At 35.3% G+C, this 25494-nt stretch carries 15 protein-coding genes; 5 read left to right on the plus strand and 10 right to left on the minus strand.

Translation table 11 applies throughout. The features are described 5' to 3' along the window. Positions 1-63: 63 nt before the first annotated feature. From ABD745_RS03595 to ABD745_RS03615, 5 genes are all read right to left on the minus strand, one after another. A complete protein-coding gene (locus ABD745_RS03595; RefSeq protein ID WP_344825308.1) occupies positions 64-1434 on the minus strand; it encodes an outer membrane beta-barrel protein in 1371 nt (456 codons plus the stop codon). A gap of 27 nt (positions 1435-1461) precedes the next feature. Continuing rightward, positions 1462-2010 (minus strand): K(+)-transporting ATPase subunit C, encoded by a 549-nt coding sequence (gene kdpC / locus ABD745_RS03600; protein ID WP_344825311.1) that lies wholly within the window; start codon positions 2008-2010, stop codon positions 1462-1464. A gap of 12 nt (positions 2011-2022) precedes the next feature. After that, complete coding sequence (kdpB, locus tag ABD745_RS03605; RefSeq protein WP_344825314.1) at positions 2023-4062, minus strand: potassium-transporting ATPase subunit KdpB; 2040 nt, start codon at positions 4060-4062, stop codon at positions 2023-2025. A gap of 123 nt (positions 4063-4185) precedes the next feature. Continuing rightward, the gene (gene kdpA / locus ABD745_RS03610; protein WP_344825317.1) at positions 4186-5880 is read right to left on the minus strand and encodes a potassium-transporting ATPase subunit KdpA; all 1695 of its coding nucleotides are present in this window, start codon (positions 5878-5880) and stop codon (positions 4186-4188) included. Positions 5881-6323: 443 nt separating this feature from the next. Beyond that, positions 6324-7652: a sigma-54-dependent transcriptional regulator gene (locus ABD745_RS03615; protein WP_344825320.1), complete on the minus strand. Its 1329-nt coding sequence runs from the start codon at positions 7650-7652 to the stop codon at positions 6324-6326. Positions 7653-7802: 150 nt separating this feature from the next. Here ABD745_RS03615 and ABD745_RS03620 point away from each other — a divergent pair, with 150 nt between their 5' ends. Continuing rightward, positions 7803-10670 carry a M16 family metallopeptidase gene (locus ABD745_RS03620; RefSeq protein ID WP_344825323.1) on the plus strand — a complete coding sequence of 956 codons (2868 nt, stop codon included), beginning with the start codon at positions 7803-7805 and terminating at the stop codon, positions 10668-10670. Between the two features lie 781 nt (positions 10671-11451). On the opposite strand, the gene ABD745_RS03625 is transcribed toward ABD745_RS03620, so the two are convergent. Both ABD745_RS03625 and ABD745_RS03630 read right to left on the minus strand, forming a co-directional pair. Next, on the minus strand, positions 11452-12240 hold the full coding sequence (locus ABD745_RS03625) for a GLPGLI family protein (RefSeq protein ID WP_344825326.1): 789 nt from the start codon (positions 12238-12240) through the stop codon (positions 11452-11454). A gap of 45 nt (positions 12241-12285) precedes the next feature. Further along, positions 12286-12492 (minus strand): hypothetical protein, encoded by a 207-nt coding sequence (locus ABD745_RS03630; RefSeq protein ID WP_344825329.1) that lies wholly within the window; start codon positions 12490-12492, stop codon positions 12286-12288. Between the two features lie 126 nt (positions 12493-12618). On the opposite strand from ABD745_RS03630, the gene ABD745_RS03635 reads away from it, so the two are divergent. Continuing rightward, on the plus strand, positions 12619-12978 hold the full coding sequence (locus ABD745_RS03635) for a helix-turn-helix transcriptional regulator (RefSeq protein ID WP_344825332.1): 360 nt from the start codon (positions 12619-12621) through the stop codon (positions 12976-12978). Positions 12979-13027: 49 nt separating this feature from the next. Here the strand turns inward: ABD745_RS03635 and ABD745_RS03640 are convergent, their stop codons facing one another. The 3 genes from ABD745_RS03640 to ligA form a co-directional block, all read right to left on the minus strand. After that, complete coding sequence (locus ABD745_RS03640; protein ID WP_344825335.1) at positions 13028-15166, minus strand: S46 family peptidase; 2139 nt, start codon at positions 15164-15166, stop codon at positions 13028-13030. A 97-nt stretch (positions 15167-15263) separates the two neighbouring features. Continuing rightward, positions 15264-15911 (minus strand): MgtC/SapB family protein, encoded by a 648-nt coding sequence (locus tag ABD745_RS03645; RefSeq protein ID WP_344825338.1) that lies wholly within the window; start codon positions 15909-15911, stop codon positions 15264-15266. A gap of 110 nt (positions 15912-16021) precedes the next feature. Then, a complete protein-coding gene (ligA, locus tag ABD745_RS03650; protein WP_344825341.1) occupies positions 16022-18028 on the minus strand; it encodes an NAD-dependent DNA ligase LigA in 2007 nt (668 codons plus the stop codon). A gap of 241 nt (positions 18029-18269) precedes the next feature. On the opposite strand from ligA, the gene ABD745_RS03655 reads away from it, so the two are divergent. The 3 genes from ABD745_RS03655 to ABD745_RS03665 all read left to right on the plus strand — a co-directional run bounded on the left by ABD745_RS03655 (position 18270) and on the right by ABD745_RS03665 (position 25493). Beyond that, positions 18270-21377 carry a TonB-dependent receptor gene (locus tag ABD745_RS03655; protein WP_344825344.1) on the plus strand — a complete coding sequence of 1036 codons (3108 nt, stop codon included), beginning with the start codon at positions 18270-18272 and terminating at the stop codon, positions 21375-21377. Positions 21378-21440: 63 nt separating this feature from the next. Beyond that, entirely contained in the window at positions 21441-22187 is a 747-nt protein-coding gene (locus ABD745_RS03660) for a glycerophosphodiester phosphodiesterase family protein (RefSeq protein WP_344825347.1), read from the plus strand. Between the two features lie 333 nt (positions 22188-22520). Further along, complete coding sequence (locus tag ABD745_RS03665; RefSeq protein ID WP_344825350.1) at positions 22521-25493, plus strand: SusC/RagA family TonB-linked outer membrane protein; 2973 nt, start codon at positions 22521-22523, stop codon at positions 25491-25493. Position 25494 lies beyond the last annotated feature (1 nt).

Consider the following 25494-nt stretch of genomic DNA (forward strand, 5'->3'; position numbering starts at 1 on the left):
CCGAAACAATTAAAGTTAATTATTTCGAGCTTGTAGTAAGTATTAAAAATGTAATTCTATCAATTAAAGCCTAAACATTACCGCTAAAGTCAATCTGCTGTCAGATTTTTTTAAATCCGGTCTCCAGGAGTCAACCGGAGTATCGATCCATCCGTCGGGGCTTGTCGTTCCCTGAGGTCCTGCGAAATAAGGAATATTACTTTTTCTGAATCCGTATTCTAACCTGAAAGTTACAAATTGATTCGGCATTAAATCCACTGTTGCAGTCCCCTGAAACATTTTCAGTTTTTCTCCATTGGCAATCGCGTCATTAAAATCGTTGTTGGCAACCGGAGAAGGGGAGAATGCCAGATAAGCTCCCGGATTTGAAACGGCATCAGCTCTTAAAGATAAAGCGACTTTATTATGATGAAACCAAAGTCTGTTTGAAATAGAAGTTCCGATCATGTAATTGTCTTTTGCCTTCAAACCGCCTCCGCTTTGAAACCCATAATGATTGTTGATACTGAATGCAGCCTGTGACAATCCATTGCTTTCTTTATTGTGGAAATATCTCGCAACAATACTGTGGTCGTGATGAAAACGGCGAACATCAGAGTTATTTCTCGTGTCTTTTCCGTTTAAATAAAAATTGGCAACCAACTGAAGGTTTTCATTCGGACGGTAATAATTGGAAACTCCCAATCCAAGACCTTTATTCCAGGAATTATAACTTTGCCATCCATTTAATATCCAAAGTTCAACCTTATATTTTTTTGAAGGATACGCCTGGATTCTTGCTCCCTGAAAATAGAAAGGCGTAAAATCGCAAACCAAACTTCTTTGGTAATTCCAGTTTTCACCCAAAACATAACTTTCCAAACCGATGTAGCTCATGAAAATCCCGGATTCTACATTCAAACCATGCATTACATTGAAATGATAACCTGCGGCTGCTTCTCTGATGTTTTTTAAGTTATTGACGCTGGTATTTTTACCATGATTTACCGTTCCGTCAAGATCCTGAACAATAGAACCCATCTGTCCATATTGCAGCCATAAACGCCCGATCATATTTTTGTAATTGGTCTCTAAACCGATACTTGCCATATTGATGGTAAATTCGTTGGAACGACCGATCGCTGCTGAAATCGTATGAGTATTATCTTTTGGATTTCGGAAATCGTAATTATAATAGGCATCTACATAGGTTACACCCGTTAAAATCGTTTCTCCGTCCTTGTCCTTTAGGGTTAAAGGGAAATCTGTCTGACGGTTTTGACCGTTGATCCAGGTAAGATCATAGCCGTCAAAAGGAATTTTAGAATCGGTTTTTGTAGTTAAAGAATCTTTAGGTTGTAAGGAAACAGAATCTTTCTGAGTTTCCTGTGCATTCATAGGATTTAAAGCAAAAAATCCCAATAAAAAAATAACCTGAATAGTTGTTGATTTCATTATATAAATATTGATAACAATGTGTTATTATTTTAAATTATCCAAAGCAATATTCAATTTCAAAACATTGACTTTAGATGGTCCGAAAAGTGATTTTTCTGTATGATTTTTAATAAGATTTTCAATTTTTTCTAAGGAGATATTTCTTTCTTTTGCAATTCTTTTGGCTTGGTATAAAGCTCCGTCCTCGGAAATATCAGGATCTAATCCGCTTCCGCTTGCGGTTACTAATTCTACAGGAACTTTTACATTTTCCATTTCGGGATTCTGTATTTTCAAAGTATCAATTCTTTTTTGCACGTTTTGCAAATACTCTTCATTGCTTGGACCTTTATTGCTTCCCGCACTTCCTGCAGCATTGTAATTCACTGCAGATGGGCGACCGTGGAAATATTTCGGAGATTTAAAATCCTGACCGATATTGGCATAAAATTTTTGACCTTTATAATTGATAATTTCTGCATTTCCCTGTGTCGGTAAAATTTTAGAACCTGCGTAAACGATGCCTAAATAAATTCCAACGATAACCAACATGACGAGCGTCAATCTGAATGCTGATAGAATATGATTTTTCATTTTAATTAAATTTTAAAAGAATAAACTGATAAATAAATCGATAAGCTTTATCCCGATAAATGGAACGATAACTCCGCCTAAACCGTAGATTAAAAGGTTTCTTCTCAACAAGGCACTTGCACCGATCGGTTTGTAAGCAACGCCTTTCAAAGCCAATGGAATTAGGAAAGGAATAATAACCGCATTGAAAATAATTGCTGATAAAATCGCCGATTCCGGACTGTGAAGATTCATGATATTCAACTTTTGAAGCGCCGGAATAAATGTGATAAACAACGCCGGAATAATGGCAAAATATTTAGCAACATCATTCGCAATACTGAAAGTCGTCAATGTTCCACGAGTCATTAATAATTGTTTCCCGATTTCTACAATTTCGATCAATTTTGTCGGGTCATTATCCAGATCGACCATGTTTCCGGCTTCTTTGGCAGCCTGTGTTCCGCTGTTCATGGCAACACCTACATCGGCTTGAGCTAGGGCAGGAGCGTCATTCGTTCCGTCACCCATCATAGCAACCAATTTACCTTCCTGTTGTTCTTTTTTGATGTAATTCATTTTATCTTCAGGCTTGGCTTCGGCGATAAAATCGTCTACACCTGCTTTTTCTGCGATAAATTTTGCAGTTAAAGGATTATCACCTGTCACCATCACCGTTTTCACACCCATTTTTCTCAATCGTTGAAAACGTTCCTGAATTCCGGTTTTAATAATGTCCTGAAGTTCAATAACTCCCCAAACTTGTTCATTTACAGAAACTACAAGTGGAGTTCCTCCGTTTTCAGAAATTTTAGTTGTTGCCTCCTGAGTTTCGGGCGGGAAAATATTTCCAGCTTTTTCAGTCAGTTTTTTAATCGTATCATAAGCTCCTTTTCGGATTCTTGTGTTTTCAAAATCAATACCTGAAGTTCTTGTTTCAGCCGTAAAATCGATGTAGACAGGATTGAGAACAAGCAGATCTTCTGATTTTAACTGACTTAATTCTATAATTGATTTTCCTTCCGGAGTTTCGTCGGCAACAGAACTCAATGCCGAAGCTTTTATAAATTCTTCAAGCTGAATATTATTGGAAGGGTGAAAATGTGTTGCTTTACGGTTTCCGATGGTGATGGTTCCTGTTTTATCCAAAAGTAAAACATCAATATCTCCCGCAGTTTCAACAGCCTTACCACTTTTGGTGATAACGTTGGCTCTGAGTGCTCTGTCCATCCCCGCAATTCCGATTGCAGAAAGCAGACCGCCAATCGTTGTGGGAATCAAACAAACGAAAAGTGAAATAAATGCCGCAATAGTGATCGGCGTCTGCGCAAAATCTGCAAAAGGTTTTAAAGTAACTGTAACTATTACGAAAGTGAGGGTGAATCCTGCCAGAAGTATGGTTAATGCAATTTCGTTCGGTGTTTTTTGTCTTGAAGCGCCTTCTACAAGGGCAATCATTTTATCAAGGAAAGATTCTCCGGGTTTGGTCGTTACTTTTACTTTTATTCTGTCGGAAAGTACTTTTGTACCACCTGTTACGGAACTTTTATCGCCTCCCGCTTCTCTGATTACGGGTGCACTTTCTCCGGTAATTGCTGATTCATCGATTGTTGCTAAACCTTCGATAATTTCACCATCCATCGGGATCTGGTCGCCTGTTTCACAAAGGAAAATATCTCCGAGTTTCATTTCGGCAGACATTTTTAAGGATGTTTCTATCTGAAATCCCGGTTTGTTTTCCAAAATAACTTTTGCCGGAGTTTCTTCACGCGTTTTTCTCAACGTATCTGCTTGTGCTTTACCTCTTGCTTCAGCGATGGCTTCGGCGAAATTGGCAAATAAAACCGTGAAAAATAAGATAATAAATACTAAAAAATTATAGGCAAAACTTCCCTGCGATCTGTCTCCCGTTAAGCTGAATAAGCTTACAATAAACATTACGATTGTTCCGACTTCCACCAGAAACATAACAGGATTTTTAAACATGATTTTCGGATTTAGCTTAACGAAAGACTGTTTAATCGCTTCGTTTACCAAATCTTTTTGAAACAATGTTTGTGATTGATTTTTCATTTTAATTCTTAAAAATTTAGAGATTTAGAAATTCAGAGATTTAGAAATTAGATTATCTAAGATTGATTTTAAATTTAAAAATTGCTATGAAGTAATTTTTAAGTTTCTCAATCTTTTAATTTCTTAATGACCAAAGTATTGAATTTGTTCTGCTATCGGTCCCAAAGTAAGTGCGGGGAAGAAAGACAGGGCAGCAATCAGAAGAATGACGGCTAATGTCATAAATCCAAAGGTTGCAGTATCTGTTTTCAAGGTTCCTGAACTTTCCGGGATGTATTTTTTCTGTGCTAAACATCCTGCAATTGCGATCGGGCCGATGATTGGGATAAATCTTGAGAATAACAATACAATTCCTGTTGAAATATTCCACCAAGGCGTGTTGTCACCTAATCCTTCGAATCCTGAACCATTGTTTGCCGATGAAGAAGTAAATTCATACAATATTTCACTGAAGCCGTGAAAGCTCGGATTATTCAACGTTTTCGCTCCAAATTCAGGAAAATAAGCTGTTAAAGCGGTTCCGACAAGGATTAAAAAAGGATGGAATAACGCAACGATCATCGCAATCTTCATTTCTTTAGCCTCAATCTTTTTACCCATGAATTCGGGGGTTCTTCCCACCATCAAACCACTGATAAATACAGCCAGAATGATAAAAATGAAATAATTTAAAATTCCGACACCACAACCTCCGTAGAAACAGTTGATCATCATCGCCAACATTTGATTCATTCCCGAAAGTGGCATCATGCTGTCGTGCATTGCGTTGACAGAACCTGTTGAAATCACCGTTGTTGCAATACTCCAATAGGCTGAAGCAGCGCTTCCGAAACGGATTTCTTTACCTTCCATCGCTCCCAAATGATTGTCGGCTCCCATTTGTGTAATCAACGGATTTCCATGTGTTTCATTAATGATCGTTGGAACAGTCAATGCCAGAAAACCGATTGTCATTACTGTAAAAATTGTCCATGAAAGTTTTCTTTTCTTTAAATAAAATCCTAAAGCGAAAACCAATGCAAAGGGAATGATCATCTGAGTGACCATTTCGGTCATATTGGTAAGATAATTTGGGTTTTCAAGCGGATGTGCAGAGTTTGCCCCGAAAAATCCACCGCCGTTTGTTCCTAAATGTTTGATCGCCACAAAAGCTGCAGCAGGACCTCTGGAAACGTCAGCTTTCTGACCTTCTAAGGTTGTAATATGGTCTTTACCTTCAAACGTCATCGGAGTTCCGTTGGCTGAAAGGATAAAAGCCACGACAATACTGATGGGGATTAATATTCTGATAATTGATTTGGTGAAAAAATCATAGAAATTACCTAATTCAGTAGTCGTTTTTTCTTTAAATGCTTTGAAAAGTACCGCCATTGCAGCCATTCCGGTTGCAGCCGTTACAAATTGCAAAAACATTAAATATAACTGACTGAAATAACTGACTCCGGTTTCTCCTGAATAATGCTGCAGGTTGCAGTTAACCAAAAAAGAAATTGCCGTATTAAAAGCCAGATCAGGAGACATATTCTGATTTCCATCTGGATTTAAAGGAAGCCATGATTGATTTGATAAGATAAAAAATCCGATGATAAACCAAACCAGATTAATGGTTAACATGGCGAACATGTTCTGTTTCCAGGTCATTTGCTTGTTTGGATTGATGCCTGAAATTTTATAAATCAAATTTTCAATAGGTCGAAAAATTTTATCTAAAAAAGTCTTTTTGTAGCCATACACATCAGCAATATACTTTCCTAAGAAAATGCCAATTACTAAGGTGATTGCAAACATCATGATGATGCCTAAAATTTCTGTATTCATGATAATTGGTTAAAATTTTTCAGGTTTGATTAAAACATAGCAGATGTACACAAATGCAAGTATTGAAAGAAAAAATAAACTCCACATAATTTTATATTTTGTTAAAAAATTCAACAGATTTATACAAAAGCCAGAACATAATTGCGCAAAGCAGAATTAAACTAATGAGAATCATATCAATTTTATAATTATTGTTACTACTGTCATTGAAGCATAAAGTGCTATCAAAACTTTAAATCCCGATATTTTTGATTTTGGTCGGTTCGTTTTTAACATTGCCATTTTAAATTATTTAAATCCTATATGCCAAAAGAAAGTCCGTTTAAATAAAATTTTATTTAAATCGTTTTATATTAGTTTGTTACATTAAATTTGAATTGTGCTGAAAAACAAAAAAGCCTATCAAAATGATAGGCTCGTTATTAAAATGATAGGATTTACTTTTATCTTAATTCGTATTCTTCCAGCTTACGATAGAGTGTTGCAATGCCGATTTCCAGCAATCTTGCTGCTTCGGCCTTATTTCCTTTTGTATATTGTAAAACTTTTAAAATATGTTCTTTTTCTAAAGATCTCATGCTTAAAGAATCTTTTTCTGTGGAAACAATTTTTTCTGAATAATGCGGAAGATTTTCTGCATCTAAAATATTGTCATTCATTAAGATAAGACTTCTTTCGATTGTATTTCGGAGTTCGCGGATATTTCCTTTCCAGTCGTTTTTTTCTAAAGCTTTATAATATTCCGGGACCACCTGAACGGAGGATAGATGCAGCTTTTGTGAAAAAACATCAACAAAATTTTTAGCTAAAGCTTTCAGATCTTCTTTTCTTTCACGCAGGGCAGGAAGGGTAATTTCAAAAACATTTAATCTGAAATAGAGGTCTTCCCGGAAATGTCCCTGCTTTATTTCATCTTCCAGATTTCTGTTGGTAGCAGCAATCAGCCTGAAATCAGACTTTGAGACTTTTGTTTCACCCATTTTGATGAATTCTTTCGTTTCCAGAACACGGAGTAGTTTTGCCTGAAGTTCGATCGGCATTTCTCCGATTTCGTCTAAAAATAAAGTTCCGCCGTTGGCTTCTTCAATCAGACCTTTTTTGTCTTTTATGGCTCCGGTAAAAGATCCCTGTTTATGTCCGAAAAGTTCACTTTCCAGAATTTCTTTGCTGAATGCAGAACAATTGATAGCAATAAAATTATTTTTCTTTCGGTCGCTTCCTTCATGAATGGCATTCGCAAAAACCTCTTTTCCTGTTCCTGTTTCTCCTGTGAGAAGGACGGTTGCATCGGTTAAAGCAACTTTTTCCGCTAGTTTTTTAGCCTGAAGAATTAATGGAGAATTTCCGATAATTCTGTCAAATCCCTTTTGGTCACTACTTTTTTGAACGATCTTAGATTTGTTATCCTTTGATTTTTCCAGTGCTTTATATACCAACGGAATAATTTTCTCATTATCATCACCCTTCACCAAATAATCATAAGTTCCGTTTTTCATTGCCTGAACTGCGTCCGTGATATTTCCGAATGCAGTCATTAAAATAATTTCTAAATGAGGATATTTTGCTTTGATAGACTTCACAAGATCGACTCCGAAAGCATCGGGAAGCCGGACATCACTCAGCACGACATCAAAATCGTATTGTTCGAGCATCGTCATTGCAGAACGTGCTGTGGAAGCTTCTTTTACATTAAAATTTTCTTGGGAAAGGATCATTCCTAACAGTTTTAGGAGCTTGATCTCATCATCGATGATCAGAATATTTCCTGACATGGTAGTATTTTTTGGAAAACTTAGTGCAAACTTAAATATAAAAAGCGAATGTTAATGATAGATTTTAATTTTTATAAAATAATATGATTCTTTTTCGATTCCTTACATTTGTATACATTCTGATCTTTAAGAATGAAAATGAATTTATTTATGACAGATAGAAGATACAGCGAAACGATTCATACAGATAAAAATAACTACGAATATATCACGATTTCCAACGACGAAAATAAAATAAGAATTTACACCTTAAAAAATGGGTTGAAAGTTTTTCTTGCCCAAAATTTTGATGCTCCGAGAATTCAGACTTATATTCCGGTGAGAACGGGAAGTAATAATGATCCGTCTGATAATACAGGTTTGGCGCATTATCTTGAACATATGATGTTTAAAGGAACTTCAAAATTAGGAACTCATAACTGGGAAAAGGAAAGTGAATTATTAAACCGGATTTCAGATTTATATGAAGAGCATAAAGCAGAACAGGATGCCGAAAAAAAGAAAGCAATCTATAAGAAAATAGACGAAATTTCTCAGGAAGCAAGTCAGTTTGCGATTGCGAATGAATATGATAAGGCAATTTCTTCTTTAGGAGCTACTGGAACAAATGCTCATACCTGGTTCGACGAAACGGTTTATAAAAATAATGTTCCGAATAATGAGCTTGAAAAGTGGCTTAAAATAGAGAAAGAAAGGTTTTCTGAATTAACATTAAGACTTTTCCATACTGAATTGGAATCAGTTTATGAGGAATTCAACAGAGCGCAGGATAATGATTCAAGATTGGTGAACTATGAGTTGATGGATGCTCTTTTCCCAACCCACCCGAATGGTCAGCAAACGACTTTAGGAAACCCGGATCACCTGAAAAATCCTTCAATGAAGGCAATTCACAAATATTTTGACGAATATTATGTTCCAAATAATTATGCGATGGTTTTAGTAGGAGATTTTGATTTTGAAGAAACCATTCAGCTTGTAGATCAATATTTTGGATCGATTCCTTACAGAGAATTGCCAGAGAAAACTCCAATTATTGAGAAACCGATTACTGAAATTGTAAAAAGAACAGTGAAAAGTCCGACTACGCCAAGAGTTCAATTGGCTTGGAGAACGGAAAGTTATGGAACGAGAGAAGCGATGCTGGCGGATATTGTTGCCAATATTCTGAGCAACAGGGGAGAAGCCGGATTGATAGATTTAAATATTAATCAGACTCAAAAACTGCTTTGGGGACAGGCTTATTCGGTAGGTTTGAAGGAATACGGATATTTTTCGATTGTTGCTGTTCCGAAGGAAACGCAGACTTTGGATGAAGCAAAGGAAATGGTTTTGGAGCAGATTGAATTAATGAAAAAAGGAGAGTTCCCCGATTGGATGCTTCCTGCAATAATCAATGATTTCAAACTGCAGAGAATGAAGGCATTGGAAACAGCAGACGGATTGGCAACCAACCTTTACGACACTTACATCAAAGGAAGAACATGGAAACAGGAACTGGATGAAATGGAGCAATATTCAGAATTTACTAAAGAAGATGTTGTTGCTTTTGCCAATGAGTTTTTCAAAGATAATTATGTAATTATTTATAAAGAAAAAGGAGTCAATGATAAATTAATCAGAGTCGAAAATCCGGGAATTACACCAGTAAAGATCAATCGTGAGGCACAATCTGAGTTTTTACAGGAAATTTTAGCAGAAAAAACAGAAGATATTCAGCCGGAATTTATTGATTATCAGAAAGAAATAAAGACAGATTTAATTAAAGATAAAAAATTAAGTTTCGTTAAAAATAAATATAATGAAATCGCGCAGGTTCATTTTATTTTTCCTTTCGGAAGCGATAATGACAGAGATCTAGGAACTTCCACTCAGATTTTACAATATCTCGGAACAGAAAAATTTTCACCGGAAGATTTAAAGGAAGAATTCTTTAAAATTGGCGTGAGTAACGATTTTAAAACAGGCAATGACCAGCTTTCGATTTCTTTAAGCGGGCTGGAAGAAAATATTGAAAAAGGGATTGAGCTGCTTCAGCACTGGATGTATAATGTAAAACCGGATCAGGAAATTTACAATCAGTTTGTTGAAACGGTTTTAGAAAACCGGGCTGCAACGAAGAAAGACAAAGGCCGTATCATGACAGCTTTAACGAATTATACAAAATTGGGTGCGTTCTCTCGTTTTACGAATATTATTTCAAAAGAGGAGCTTGAAAGCAGCAAAGTTGAGGTTTTTACAGACCGGATGAAAAAATTATTCAAATTTCCTTATCAGATATTTTTCTATGGGAAAGATTTTGAAAATTTTAAAAAATATATCGGAAATTACGTTGAAAATGAAAGTCTTCAGATTTCTGAACCGAGAAAATATCCTGAACCTGAAACAATCGGAAATGTATATTTTACCGATTATGATATGGTTCAGATGGAGATGAGTAAAGTGGGAAAAGGTCATAATGTAAATACAGGAAACTTTGGGAAAATCAATGTTTTTAATGAATATTTCGGTAGAGGATTGTCTTCAATTGTTTTTCAGGAAATCCGTGAGAGCAAGAGTCTTGCATATTCTGCCTATGTGTCTTACGCCGCAAATGCCGAACTGAACCATCCTGATTATATCACAACCTATATCGGAACTCAGCCGGATAAACTGCAAATTGCTGTTGATACCATGATGGAATTGATGGATGAGCTTCCTGAAGTTCCGACTCAATTTGAGAATGCTAAAAATGCAGCTTTGAAACAAATTGCGTCGACAAGAATTACAAGAACAAACATCTTTTTTAATATATTAAGATTGAAAAAACTGAATATTCAGCATGATTTCAGGAAAGATATTTATCAGCAGATTCAAGGTTTGAAATTTGAGGATTTAAGACAGTTTTATCAGACAGAAATTAAACCGATTCATTTCAATACCGCCATTATCGGGAAAAAAGAAAACCTGAATATGGAGGCTGTTAATCAGATGGGGACGTTTAAGGAATTGAGTTTGAAAGAGATTTTCGGACATTAAAAAACTTGCTTTAAAAGATTATTCAGATGCTTCGACGGAGCTCAGCATGACATCTCTAATACTATTCGATTATTTGATTGGATTACAAATTACGCGAATCACGCAATATTAAAACATTTAGTATTCGCAATGTCATGCTGAGCCTGTTGAAGCATCTCAAAAAATAAACCCCCGAAAGATTTTTCTTTCGGGGGTTTTATGTTGATTAAATATCCACTTTTATATCATTCTAAAATGACGTGTAAAGAAAAATTGAGCAATCATAGCTAAAACAAATAGTATTATGTGTAATTTTTTAAATTTCAACCTGTTGTATTTTATTATATAAAAAAAGATTACGTTGATAATGGTTGTAAAAAGTATTGTCAAGTCATAAATATTTTTAGCTTCTGAAATATCAAAATTATAAGGGCAGCGCCGGATTGTTCCAAAATTGAATCTCCAAAGGTGAATGATAAACGACAGTAAGCATGAAATATATAAAATGATAACATACTCTGAAAAATCTTTTACAAACTGGCTTCTTTCCTTGAAATACAGTGTCAATACTAATGTAATAAGTGATAATAGTAAACAGGAAACTATGGTAAAAAGAGTATCATAATTACTATCCTTGAAAATACAATAAACAACCAAAAATTGAATTGAAATGTATAATGCTCCTAATACAAACGGAAGTAAAAGAAAATAATAGCTAAAATATTTTATTTTTGATTTCTCCAACATTTTTGTTTTTTATAAAATTAACATCATCTGCGATATCTTCCAAATTTTTAGGGTTCTAATATAGGCTTAATTCAATAGGGTTATATCTTTTAGCTTTTTCGGAACTCTTTTTTATCAACAGTTGTCTTGTTTCCTCGTCGCCTATATGTTCTAAATATTTATTAGGATTACCTATATCTTTTCTCTTATAATCAAATATTTTTTGTTTTTGTATTGGATCTGCATTAGAGTTCATGTTTGCGGATTTACATATATATTTTCTTTTTCCAAATTTATATAATGTAAAAATGTAATCTTTTTTATCATCAAAAACCTCCAGTATTAATCCTGGCAATTTGCTAAATTTATAGGGACCATATGGGAAAGGAATTTCATTTGTAAAATATGCTGTCCAAGTTCTGCCATATTTTTTTACTGTAGCTTTTTGACAATTATATTTTCCAAATTTTTTATATTCATTTTCCAGTTTCCAATTAATATCATTACTTTCTTCATATTTAAAATCCTTACCAGAAACGGGCACAGTAACATATATTTTGCCTGTTGTGATTCCTATATTTTCATCAAATGGAGTAAAGTATCTTAAATAGTCATTATAACCACTCTTATCATTTAATTTTTTCTCATACTTTAAAGAATCACTTACATATTTATTTAAATTTTTAAAATAAGATTCTTCTCTATTCATTAATAAAGCAAATGCAGCTTCCTGAATGGTAGCATTCGGTATGTTTTGATCTTTATAAACTAATTTATAATCAGCTTCATACTCAACATTAAAAGAGGTTTGAGCTTTGTATGTACCTGCAATAAGAATAATGCAGAAAAAAAATATCTGTTTCATATATTATTTTAAAAAGGCAATCTGCTATTCAGATTGCCTCATTTTTTAATGTGAGTAAATTATAATATGAGATGGCCAAACATCACATAAATCATAATTAATTTGTGCAAGATAATTTGCTAATTGTTGGTTTGTCATTCCTCCGGTGCCAATAACTTCTACAGTGGTTTTTCCACAAGATGGACGGAAAGGGAATGCAAACACGCTTGATATTCCTAGAAATACCATACCGAAAATAAGTACTTTTTTCATAAGTCGTTTTTTTATTTATTAAACACTTCAAAACTAAAAATTAGATATCATAAAATGTAATTTTCTTTTTGCGATTTCATTGCGATTTTTCGCAAAAAAATTATCTTTACACTAAACTTTGCAGAAATGGAAAAAACGAAACTTATAGAAACCCGTAAAAGAAAGAATATCAGTCAGGAAAAAATGGCGGATATTCTTTGTATGGATGTTTCCAACTATAACAGAAGAGAAAAAGGGACGGCAAAAATTTCTTTACCGGAATGGCAGAAAATTGCTGAAACATTAGAGGTTCCCATTGAAGATATATTTGAAAATGAAGAAAGTATGGTTATTATTTTTAATGATAATTCAATGGGAACAGGTTATGGAGTTGGAGTCGTAAACAATTATAATATTCCACTTTCACTATGGGAATCCCAAAAGAAATATATAGAAAAATTAGAAGCAGAAATTGAAGCACTTAAAGCAAAACTTGCAGAAAAATAAAAAGTCCTGAAAACAAATTTCAGGACTTTTAAAATGTATGTAATTAAAATTACTTCACAATTTTCATTTCATCGATCAGCCATTTTGAGTCGGCATATTTATCAATGATGAAAAGAATGTATTTTGTATCCACCATAATATTTCGGCTGAAACGAGGATCATAATTAATATCGCTCATCGTTCCTTCCCATTGTCTGTCGAAGTTTAATCCGACAAGATTTCCGTTCGCATCAAGAGCCGGACTTCCGGAGTTTCCTCCTGTTGTATGGTTTGTCGCAGTGAATCCTACGGGAACGTCGCCTGTTTTATCTTTATAATTCCCGAAATCTTTTTTGTTGTAAAGATCGATCAGCTTTTTCGGAACATCGAATTCATAATCTCCCGGAACATATTTTTCCAAAACTCCCGCCAAATGGGTCTGATAATTGTAAGAAACGGCATCTCTCGGAGAAGAACCTTTTACTTTTCCATACGTTACACGAAGCGTAGAATTGGCATCCGGGAAGAATTTTCTGTCTTTATCCGTTGCCATTTGCTGAGCCATGAACGTTTTCTGAAGCGCATCAATTTTTGTCTGTAAAGAAGTAAACTGAGGATCAGCTTTTGTCATATAAGTATCTCTCATTGAAATAAAAAGCTGATAAACAGGATCTTTTTTCAATGTTTTGATCAATTTGTCCTGATTAGAGAATGCTTTTTCGATGTCTTTGCTTAAAGAAGCACCATTCACTTCAGCTCTCCCTGTGATAATCGAGTTTTTAGAAATCTCTTCAACAGACTGGATATTTTGAGACTCGTTTTTAAGCTTTTCAAATCCTGTAGGTAAGAATTGTGGAGCGGTTTTGTTGGCATAAAGCGCCAATAATTTTGCCGTCACTTTTGCATCAAGCTCTGCGCTGTAATCTTTGTAGAAAGAAGTCAGCCTGTTTTTGAAAGCTGTCGTACCTTTCTCATCCATTCTTCCTGCTTCCACAGAAGTAATGTAGTTGTAATAAAGATTTGCCAACATCAACGTTTCGGCATTTCTTAACGTTTCAGAGTAATAAGCATTATTTAAAGCAAAGGGAGCCTGATCGTTGTAAAGCTTGTTTAATTGATCTAAAGTTGTTTTCACTTCAGGGTTTTTAGCAACTAAAGAACCTTCATACATTACTTTTTTCTCCACCGCGTTTGATTTTTTCAGACCTTCCACTTCACCGATCCATTTTTTCCAATAGTTGGCTACAGAAGCGTATTTTGCAGAATACTGTATGCGGGTTGCATCATCCGTACGCATTTTTTCGTCTAAAGTTTTCAGGGCAACGTCTCTTACCGCAATTCTTGCAGGATCAATCTCTTTCATGATCTTTTCAACCGCAATGGCAGGAAGATATTCCGTTGTTCTTCCGGGGAATCCGAAAACGAAAGTGAAGTCATTTTCATTTTTATCTTTTATGGAAACTGGAAGATAATGCTTCGGAACATAAGGAACATTATCCTTTGAATATTCTGCAGGTTTGTTGTCTTTTCCTGCGTAAATTCGGAACATTGAGAAATCTCCCGTATGTCTTGGCCAAACCCAGTTATCGGTATCAGAACCGAATTTTCCGATGCTTTGCGGCGGAGCTCCCACCAAACGAATGTCTTTATAAGTTTCGATGGTATAAGCGTAAAATTTATTTCCGTAATACATTGATTTTACAGAAATTGACTGATAAGGTTCTATTTTTTGAGAATTTTTATAGATCTCAATATTTTTAGCAATCTGTTTTGAAAGTTCAGGCTCGGTAAGATTGTCTGTTCCTTCTAAAATCTGATTGGAAACTTCTTTAATATCAACAATAAAATCTACTGTCACACCCGGATTTGGAAGTTCACCTTCCGGATTTTTTGCCCAGAAACCATTTGATAAAAGATCATTCTGAACCGTCGAGTGCGCCTGAATCTGCCCAAAACCACAGTGATGATTCGTCAATAACAGACCTTTTGGAGAAATAATTTCCGCGGTACAACCTCCGTTGAACTGTACTACCGCATCTTTTATGCTTGCTTTCTGAGGATTGAAAATGTCTTTGGCAGAAATTTTCATTCCTAAGTCTTTCATTTCCTTTTCATTAAGCTCTGTTGGAATCCACATTCCACCGTATTGCTGTGCAAACGTCATTACAGCCGGCAAAAGAAATACAGATAGGAGTATCTTTTTTGTCATAATCAAAATTTTGCCCCAATTTACAAAGAAAAAGGGATATGCAGGTTATGAAAATGGTGAAATTGACTATCGAAAAATTACTATTTATTTTTTTATTTTAAAACTGATAAGCAATGATTTTTTCATCTTCCATCAGACTTTTCATTAATGCTTCATGATTGATGTTATTTCCTGTAATGATCCATGTTGTAGCGAGATTTCCCTGGGTATATTGCTGTTTAGACATCATAAATCTAAGATGATTTTTTTTAAAAAGTTCTTCACAATGTTTGATATCATGATAATCAACAACAGCAATTTTGTATTCTCTGATTTTGTGCTTTCTGTCGATAAATCTTTCGAAATAAGTAAGGGTATTCAGAACCAGTAAAATTAATACGGTTCCTAAAAGCGCAATATAAAAATATCCTGACCCAACTGCCATTCCGATAGAAGCAGTTGCCCAGATTGTGGTTGCAGTGGTAATTCCGTCGATTTTATTGTCACCTTTAAAAATAACTCCCGCTCCTAAAAAACCAATTCCGGTGATGATATTTGCGGCTAACCGGTCAGGATTTGCCACACCGATTTTAATGGAAAGGATGGTAAACAGGCAAGAGCCAAAACAGACAAGAATAAAAGTACGCAATCCTGCAGATTTGTTTCTGTACTCTCGTTCCGTACCGATCAAGATGCCAAGAATTACAGAAATAAATATCAGTAATAATTCATTTTCAATGACGTAATGATCCTTTAAAAATTCCATTTTTAAAATTTTAAACTTCTTTGAATAAAATTACGATAAAATCTTTATCTCAGAATATTTTAAACAAAAAAGACTGCCCGAAAGACAGTCTTTAATTTGTTTTTATAAAATTACTGTTTCTCAACCAAATCCAAAAACTGCTGTTCATCCAGAATTTCAATCGTTCCGATATCCTGTGCTTTTTTCAGTTTACTTCCTGCTTTTTCACCCACAACAAGGAAATTCAGGTTTTTTGAAACGGCAGAAATATTTTTTCCACCGTGTTTTTCTACCATTTCTTCTGCGGCTTCTCTTGTAAATAATGATAGTTTTCCTGTGAAAAGGAATGTTTTTCCTTCCAGAACATTCGATAAAACTTCGTTTGTATTTTCTCCTTTTTCAAGCTGAACTCCATAAGATTTTAACCTTTCAATCATTAAAATATTTTCAGAATTAGCAAAGAAATCAACGATGCTTATGGCAATTTTTGTCCCGATATCTTCAACCTGACAAAGTTCTTCAACGGTAGCATTTTTCAGTTCTTCGATGGTTGTAAAATTCTTAACTAATTTCTTTGCAACCGTTTCTCCGACGTGCTTTATACCAATTCCGTACAAAACTTTTTCAAAAGCAATTTCCTTGGATTTTTCTATTCCTGAGATAATGTTTTGAGCAGATTTTTCAGCCATTCTTTCAAGTGGAAGAAGCTGTTCTTTTGTTAAAACATAAAAATCAGCAGGATTTTCAATCAGTCGTTCTCTGTAAAGCTGTTCGATCGTTTCGCTTCCAAGATTTTCAATATTTAATGCTTTTCTTGAAACATAATGAATCATTCTTCCTACAACTTGTGGCGGACAATGCAAGTCATTCGGACAGAAATGGATTGCCTGATCTTCAACTTTTACAAGTTCGGTTCCGCACTCAGGACAATGTTTAATATATTCGATTTCCCTGCTTTCTTCGGTTCTTTTTTCCGTGTTTACGCCGACAATTTTCGGAATGATTTCACCTCCTTTTTCTACATAGACAAAATCATGTTCATGCAAATCGAGTTTTTTAATAATATCTTCATTGTGAAGAGAAGCTCTTTTTACAATCGTTCCGGCTAATAAAACAGGCTTCAGATTGGCAACAGGAGTGATGGCTCCGGTTCTTCCGACCTGGTAAGAAACACTTTGCAGCTCCGTTTCTACTTTTTCGGCTTTAAATTTATAAGCCATTGCCCAACGCGGAGATTTTGCGGTATATCCAAGTTGTTTTTGCTGTTTTAATGAATTGACTTTTAAAACGATACCATCTATTTCAAATGGTAAATTATGTCTTTCCACATCCCAGAAATTAATAAATTCTTTAACCTCATCTAAAGTGGTGCACAATTTTGCCTGCTGAGACGTTTTAAACCCCCAGCTTTGAGCTTTTTGAAGCAGTTGCCAATGTGATTCTGCGGGAACTTCCTCAGAAATAAACTGATATAAAACCGATGAAAGTCCGCGTTTTCTTACTTCGCCGCTGTCCTGCATTTTCAGACTTCCGCTTGCTGTATTTCTAGGATTCATGAAGGGATCAAGACCTTCTTCTTCACGAAGCTTATTGATTTTGTCGAAGTTTTTTCTCGTTAAATAAATTTCTCCACGCATAAAAAAATGCTCAGGGAAATCACCTTTTAATTTTAATGGAATATCTGAAATTGTACGGACATTCCCTGTAATCTCATCACCCTGAAAACCGTCGCCACGAGTGACAGCCTGAACCAGCTTTCCGTTTTCATATAAAATAGAAATTGAGGCACCGTCGTATTTTAATTCTGCTACGAATTCTACGGGCTCATCAATGGTTTTAATAATTCTCTTTTCCCAGTCTTCAAGATCATCAAAATCGTAAGAATTATCCAGAGAATACATTCTGAATTTGTGCTGAACAGTTGGGAAAACCTTTGTAATCCCTCCGCCGACACGCATAGTAGGAGAGTTTTCATCATAAAATTCCGGATATTTTGCTTCAAGATCACGAAGTTCTTCAAGCAACATATCAAAATCAAAATCTGAAATGGTCGGAATATCAAGAAGATAATAATTCTCGTTGTGCTGATGAAGCTCTTTACGAAGCTGTTCTATTTTTTGTTGAATGTTTTCGGACATTGGGTTTCTATCTTTTGAGCAAAAATAACTAAAGTAATTTCATTTAAAAAAATAAGACAAAAAAATATTCCGGGAAAATTAAAATCGCGTAATATATTCCAACAAGCTGGTTATGTAAGGGATAAATACGTAGTTAAGGTTTATTTAACATAATGTTCCAATATAATTTAAAAAATGTTAAAACTCCCTTAAACAAGTGGTTCTCAAAGTCGGAATACCTTTGCACAGCTAATTTGATAAAATGAGAAAAGTAAAGATTGTATTGGGATTATTGTTCTTGAGTTTTGGAACACTGGCGTATGCACAGACGACACAGGCATCAATTACGGGAAAGGTAACCGGCGTTGGAAAAACAGCTCAGGAAAAAGTGAAAGTAACGATTGTAAACGAATCGACAGGTTTTAAAACCGAGACTGAAACGAACTCAAAAGGAGAATATATTTTTAAAGAAATTCCTCTTGGCGGACCTTATACAGTAATCGTAAATGATGAAAAAAGGGAAGGATACAACGTGAATTTCGGAGATCAGGTAACGGTGAACATGGATTTGGGAAGCGAAAAAACGATCGAAGAAGTGGTGGTTGTAGGAAATCTTAAAAATAAAATTGGAAACCTTGGTGCTGCAACAGCCATTACAACCAAAAACATTGGGATTTTACCTGTAAATGGAAGAAATTTTGCCAATCTTGCCGAATTATCTCCTTTAAGTGGTAAAAACGGAAGTATTTCCGGACAGCTGGGTTCTTCTACCAACTTTACGATTGACGGGATGACAGCGAAAAACCCGACTTCCGCGGGGGCTACAACAAGCCGAAGTGGTGCTCCGTTCTCCATTTCAATTGAGGCGGTTCGTGAATTTAAGGTTACGACCAACCAATATGATGTGACATTGGGAAGAAGCGGTGGTGGAACGATAAGCGCAGTTACAAAATCCGGAACAAATAAATTTTCAGGAAGTGCCTGGGAATATTTGAGAACGAACTGGCTTTCCAGCAAATATGATATCAGAGGAAACAAAATCAATAATGATTTCTCTACTTCTCAGTTTGGTTTCTCTTTGGGAGGTCCAATTATTAAAAATAAACTTCATTTCTTCATGGCTTGGGATCATCAGCTAGATTCCAGACCATTACAGATTGCAGACATCAAGTCGCATGATGATGAATTGAGATTGAATACAACGAATGCTACTTTAAATAAATTCTTAGACATTGCAAGAGCAAAATACGGAGTTGGAAACACACCTCAGTTTGGAAGCTTTGATAAAGTAAGAAATTCGGATGCTGCATTTTTACGTTTAGACTGGCAGATTAATGATAAAAACTTATTGACATTAAGAAATAACTTTACTTACGATTTAAATAAAAACGGATTAGTAGACAATACGGCAATCAATGCATTTGAGTCTTATGGTAATGATAAAAATTTAGATAACAGCTTGTTATTAACGTTAAGATCAAACCTTAAACCTAACATGACCAATGAGTTAAAGGCTCAATATCTATACACTGCACAGGACAGTTATCAGAATGATGAATTGGGACACGCTCTTCCGAGAGCTATTGTTGAGAATATTGTTTCAAGCATAGACGGAAAAGATAAAGCGACAAATATTCAGATCGGTGGTCACCGTTTCGGGCAGGAAAGTTTTAGAAATAATGTTTTCCAGATTGTTGATAATTTATATTACAACACCGATAAAATTAAATATACTTTCGGGGCAGACTTAATGTACACGATGGCAAAATCTATCTACGGAAGTGAGGTGAACGGAAGATTCCATTTCAGAGAAAATCCTACTGCGAATGGCGGTGATAATTTATTTAATTTTAATAATCTTATTGCTTACAGATTCTACAGAGAAGTTCCTTTAATGGATGATCCTTCTGTAAAATCAAATATTTATAATTTAGGAGTTTACGGGCAGATCCAGACCAAAATTGCAAAAGGTCTTGATTTGATGGCAGGTTTAAGATTGGATTACGGAGGGTATCCAAAAGCAGGATTCAACCAAAAGTTATATGATGAAATGGGAATCAGAACGGATAATCAGATCAAATCATTCATCATTCAGCCAAGATTCCAGTTTGATTGGAATATGAATGAAGGAAACAAAGATTTCTTAAAATTCGGAGCAGGTATTTTCTCGTCTGATATCAACAATTATATGATTATCAATAATTTGGTTTTTGATGGAAGACATTTGGCGACAGTTGATGTGAATCCTTCACAGATTGGTCTTACACCTGATTTTAACAGTTATAGAAATGATTACGGAAATGTTCCTTCATTGCCGCAATATCAGCTTCCGACAATTAACTATACAGGAAAAGATGCGAAGATTCCTGTCGTTTATAAAGCAAATATTTCTTATACACACTTCTTTAATGAAAGATTCAGAGCGGGAGTTGCAGGATATATGGCTTTAGGTAGAAACAATTATTTCTATTATGACAGAAATATGGTTGCAAATCCTTATTTCACTTTGGATAATGAGGGTGGAAGAGGAGTTTATGTTCCTGCAGCTTCAATTGCAGCAAACGGAACAATGAACTGGAAAGACGGAAGAATTAACAAAAATTTCGGAAGAGTTCTTGAGTTGGTAAGTGATGGAAAAGTTAATCAGTTCTCGTTCGTAGCCGATACAAGTTACCGTTATTGGAGAGATGGGGAAATCACTGCAAGTTATACTTGGGCAGATATTAAAGACAATACTTCTTACAACGGAAATGTAGCGAATTCTGCAACATTGTCTACGTTGGTTTCAGGTGATCCGAGAAATTTAAGAATGACCTATTCTGATAATCAGTTCAGAAATAAAGTGGTAATTTATGGTAACTCACCAACGATTGCAGGATTTACTTTGGGAATCAGATATGCAGGGATGGGAGGAACGCGTTTCTCTGTGACTGCAGGTGGAAACGTAAACGGAGATTTTGTTGATTCTAATGATTTAGCTTACATTTTCCCGAATCTTACTCAGACTTTAATTGATAATCCGGAAGTTGGGCAGGCTTTAAAGAATTATATTACAGATTACAATAATAAGATTGCAGAAAGAAACGGCGGAAAGAACGGATTCTATGGAGTTTGGGATGTTCGTATAGCGAAAAAAATCAAGTTTGAAAAAATTGGTGCATTCGAACTTTCTGTTGATATCTTCAATGTGGCGAATTTACTTAATAAAGAATGGGGTGTTAATAAATCGTACAGCAACATGTCACTTTACAGAATTACAGGATTCGATCAGGTTACGAAACAGCTTAAATATAGCTTAAATACTAGCGGATTGGAGCCATTGACAGGAAATCCATATCAAATCCAGATCGGAGCAAAATATAGTTTTTAACAATAAAATATTATCTTTATCAAAAGGTCTGAGACTTTTTGATTTAAATATCTAATTTATATTATGAAAAATTTTATCTTAGGGTTAGCAGTTTTAAGCACAGTAGTAATGAAGGCACAAACCCAGATTGTTGCGCACAGAGGTTATTGGCAGACGCAGCCACCGACGACGGAAAACTCGTTGAAATCGTTGGAGAATGCACAGAATTTGAAGATTTACGGATCTGAATTTGATGTGAGAATGACGAAAGACGGAGTTTTGGTAGTAAACCACGACGAGCATCATGCGAAAATGGAAATTTCTGAAACCGATTTTAAGGAATTAAAAAAAGTAAAATTATCCAACGGTGAAGATTTTCCTACATTGAAAGATTATTTAAAGCAAGGAAAAAAAGATAAATCATTAAAACTGGTTGTTGAAATAAAGCCCGATAAAACAAAGGAAAAAGAAGATGAACTGACGGCAAAAACAATCAAAATGATCAAGGACATGAAACTTGGATCTCAGTGTGATTTTATTTCTTTCAGCTTAAATATCTGTAAGGAAATTAAGAAGCTTGAACCCACTTTTAAAGTTCAGTATTTGAAAGGTGAATTGTCTCCACAGCAGATTAAAGACGAAGGTTTAGACGGGATCGATTATCATTACAGTATTTTCCAGAAAAACCCGACTTGGATTTCTGACGCAAAAGCTCTAGGATTGATCACAAATGCCTGGACGGTAAATGATGTTGCTGTTTCTGATGAGTTGAAAGCTCAGGGAATAGGATTTATCACAACAAATATTCCGGATCAGCTGAAAAATAAATAATTTTCAATTAAATATTAACCGATATTCAGCCCGTTTCTTTATTGAGACGGGCTGTTTGTTTGTAAAGGATTGGTTAATTTTAATCTGCTTAAAACTATTATGAATAAAAGAAAAACTTTTATTTTCTTACGGAAAGACAAGAAAGTTAGATAAATAAATTTAACCTTTTATATTAATAATCCTTAATTGTTTTAACCTGCTATTAACCAATTGTATGTGTGTTTTTGTTAATTGTAAATTAATATATCGTTTAATAATTATTTAATAAATGTTAAAACCGTGTTAAAACCATAACCATAATGTCGTTTTAATTTTGCGCAAACAAAAAAGGATATGCGTAAAGAGACACAAAAGTTATTTATTTTATCACTATTGGGACTGGTCAGTGTCAATGTGGTGGCTCAACAAAAGGCAAAAAGAGACACCATTAAGAACATTGACGAAGTAGTGGTAACGGCTCTGGGGATCAAAAGGCAAGACAGATCTTTAGGGTACGTTGCAGAAACTATTAAATCAGAAGAATTATTAAGAACCCAAAACAACAACTGGTCGCAGGCGTTGGAGGGAAAAGTAGCGGGTTTGAAAATTCAGACCGCTGGAGCAGGACCTTTGGGAAGCTCAATCATCAAATTACGTGGTGATATTTCTATGAATCCTGATCAAAATAATGCCCTTATTGTTGTAGATGGTGTTCCGATGAATAACAATACAACAGGAACAGGGTTTTCAGCGTATGGTGCAGGTTCTAAAGCGGATTTACCCATCGATTACGGAAATGGAATCAATACGATCAACCCTGACGATATTGAATCTGTTACTATTCTAAAAGGTTCTACAGCATCGGCTCTGTATGGTTCTAGAGGTGCAGGTGGAGCGATTATGATCACTACAAAATCAGGAAAGGGAAAGAAAGGAAAAGTACTGGTTAGTTTAAACTCTTATTCAAGCTATGATACGGTATTGAAATGGCCGGATTATCAATATGAATACGGTCAGGGAACAATGCAGAAAGATACAAATGGGAATTATTTTTACTCTTACGGAGCTTCTGCAGACGGCGTCAGTACAGGAGGAACGAGTAGTGCTTTCGGACCGAAATTCGCAGGACAGTATTATTTCCAGTATGACCCTACAACGGAAGGACAGAGTGCAACAAGACAATTGTGGCGTCCTTATAAAAATAACATCAAAGATTTCTGGCAGACAGGAACTACTTTCTCAAACAATATTTCAATAGAGGCTTCTAACGAAAATACATCGTTCAGATCATCTTTAACCTATTTGAAGAATGAATGGATGATGCCTAATACAGGTTTCAACAGATTTAATGCAGCTTTTTCAGTAGACCATAAGTTAAATGAAAAATTGAAAATAGGTATTAAATTAAATTATAATAAAACAAAGAGTGACAACTTACCTGCAACAGGGTACAGCAACCAGTCTATCTCTTATTTCATGATTTTCCAGAATCCAAATGTTGATTTGTCTTGGTATAGACCGATCTGGAAGGCTGGTAAAGATCAGGTTGAGCAGGTTCACCCGTTTAGTTCATTCATCGACAATCCTTATTTGATTGCTTACGAAATGCTGAATGGCGTTGATAAAAATTTTATCACAGGAAACGTTAACCTTAATTATAAAATTACCAAGAACTTCGACGTAATGTTGAGGTCGGGAATGGAATTAACGAACGAAGAGCGTACTCAAAAAAGACCCTGGAATACTGCAAATTACCTTCAGGGGATGTACAGAGAGCAGCATGTGAAGTTGATGGACTTAAATAATGACATTTTATTTACGTATAAGAATAAAATTAATGATTTTGATTTCAGTGCTTCAGCCGGAGGAAATATCCGCTATACGGAATATACAATGAATGATTATTTGGCAGACGGACTTCTAAAACCGGGTATTTATACAATGCCAAATGGGATTTCAAATATTATAAAATTTGCAAAACCGAATGATAAACAGGTTAACAGTGCATATGCTTTAGCTAATGTAAGTTACAAGAACAAAATTTTCTTGGATTTTACTGCAAGAAATGACTGGAGTAGTACGCTTCCTAAAGAAAACCGTTCGTATTTCTACCCTTCAGTTGCTTCATCTTTCGTTCTTTCAGATATTTTTAATTTGACATCTGATAAGTTTAATTACTGGAAATTAAGAGCTTCATGGTCTAAAGTGGGTAATGATACAAATCCTTATCAGTTAATTAAATATTACAACAATAGCGACTTTGCGGGTTCTGTAGAATCTCCGGCAACATATCCAAATCCGAATTTGAGACCAAATATGATCACCAATATCGAAGCAGGAATGGATTTCACGGTTCTTAAAAACAGAATTAATTATACAATAACAGCTTATCAGAATAATTCCAAAGATCAGATTGTTACAATTCCTGCACTATGGGAAACAGGGTATAGCGGAAGGGTAATCAACGCAGGAGAAGTGAGAAACAGAGGTATTGAAATGACCTTAAATACCTATCCTGTAAAAAATAAAAATTTCTCATGGAGCGTAAATGCAAACTGGTCGATGAACAGAAACAAAATCCTTTCTATTCCTGCAGAATTCCAGGGACAGCCTTACACTATGGGAAGTGTAGGAGGTGTGGTTTACTTTAATGCAGTTGTCGGAGGTTCATTGGGAGATATGTACGGTTACGGATTAATGTATTCTCCGGACGGACAGGTGATTTACGGAAGCGATGGCTTGACAGGAAAACCTACTCAGATGAAGAAAATAGGAAATGCTTATCCTGAATGGAGAGCAGGTCTTCAAAACGAATTCAGGTATAAAGGATTTACTGTAAGCTTTTCATTTGACGGACAATATAAAGGAATAGCCTATTCACAGTCTCACCATAAAATGACAGAACAGGGAAAACTTGAGCATACCTTAATCGGAAGGGATAATCCTGGAGGTCTAATCGTTGGTGCGGGAGTTATTCAAAATCCTGACGGTTCATTTTCTCCGAATACAAAAGGAGTGTTGGTATCGGCGTATTATGCAGATTACTACAGAAGAGCCAACGTAGAAACGAATACGTTTGACACGTCTTTCATCAAATTAAGAGATGCAAGAATTGCCTATACTTTCCCGAAGACTTTTACCGAGCAGCTTAAAATTACAGATTTAACGATCGCGTTATTCGGAAGAAATCTTTGGATGTGGACGAAATATCCATTATTCGATCCCGAAGCAGCGACGTTAAACGACAACCAGATCACTCCGGGTGTAGAAATGGGGCAATTACCGACAGCAAGAACGGTAGGTATTCAGCTTAATGTTAAATTCTAAA

This window comes from Chryseobacterium ginsenosidimutans (assembly GCF_039536845.1).
GTDB classification, from domain to species: domain Bacteria; phylum Bacteroidota; class Bacteroidia; order Flavobacteriales; family Weeksellaceae; genus Chryseobacterium; species Chryseobacterium ginsenosidimutans_B.

Excerpts from the sequence above, each read along its gene's own strand:
- ABD745_RS03595 (WP_344825308.1), bottom strand. The coding sequence starts at position 1,434 with ATGAAATCAACAACTATTCAGGTTATTTTTTTATTGGGATTTTTTGCT.
- kdpC (WP_344825311.1), bottom strand. The coding sequence starts at position 2,010 with ATGAAAAATCATATTCTATCAGCATTCAGATTGACGCTCGTCATGTTG.
- kdpB (WP_344825314.1), bottom strand. The coding sequence starts at position 4,062 with ATGAAAAATCAATCACAAACATTGTTTCAAAAAGATTTGGTAAACGAA.
- kdpA (WP_344825317.1), bottom strand. The coding sequence starts at position 5,880 with ATGAATACAGAAATTTTAGGCATCATCATGATGTTTGCAATCACCTTA.
- ABD745_RS03615 (WP_344825320.1), bottom strand. The coding sequence starts at position 7,652 with ATGTCAGGAAATATTCTGATCATCGATGATGAGATCAAGCTCCTAAAA.
- ABD745_RS03620 (WP_344825323.1), top strand. The coding sequence starts at position 7,803 with ATGACAGATAGAAGATACAGCGAAACGATTCATACAGATAAAAATAAC.
- ABD745_RS03625 (WP_344825326.1), bottom strand. The coding sequence starts at position 12,240 with ATGAAACAGATATTTTTTTTCTGCATTATTCTTATTGCAGGTACATAC.
- ABD745_RS03630 (WP_344825329.1), bottom strand. The coding sequence starts at position 12,492 with ATGAAAAAAGTACTTATTTTCGGTATGGTATTTCTAGGAATATCAAGC.
- ABD745_RS03635 (WP_344825332.1), top strand. The coding sequence starts at position 12,619 with ATGGAAAAAACGAAACTTATAGAAACCCGTAAAAGAAAGAATATCAGT.
- ABD745_RS03640 (WP_344825335.1), bottom strand. The coding sequence starts at position 15,166 with ATGACAAAAAAGATACTCCTATCTGTATTTCTTTTGCCGGCTGTAATG.
- ABD745_RS03645 (WP_344825338.1), bottom strand. The coding sequence starts at position 15,911 with ATGGAATTTTTAAAGGATCATTACGTCATTGAAAATGAATTATTACTG.
- ligA (WP_344825341.1), bottom strand. The coding sequence starts at position 18,028 with ATGTCCGAAAACATTCAACAAAAAATAGAACAGCTTCGTAAAGAGCTT.
- ABD745_RS03655 (WP_344825344.1), top strand. The coding sequence starts at position 18,270 with ATGAGAAAAGTAAAGATTGTATTGGGATTATTGTTCTTGAGTTTTGGA.
- ABD745_RS03660 (WP_344825347.1), top strand. The coding sequence starts at position 21,441 with ATGAAAAATTTTATCTTAGGGTTAGCAGTTTTAAGCACAGTAGTAATG.
- ABD745_RS03665 (WP_344825350.1), top strand. The coding sequence starts at position 22,521 with ATGCGTAAAGAGACACAAAAGTTATTTATTTTATCACTATTGGGACTG.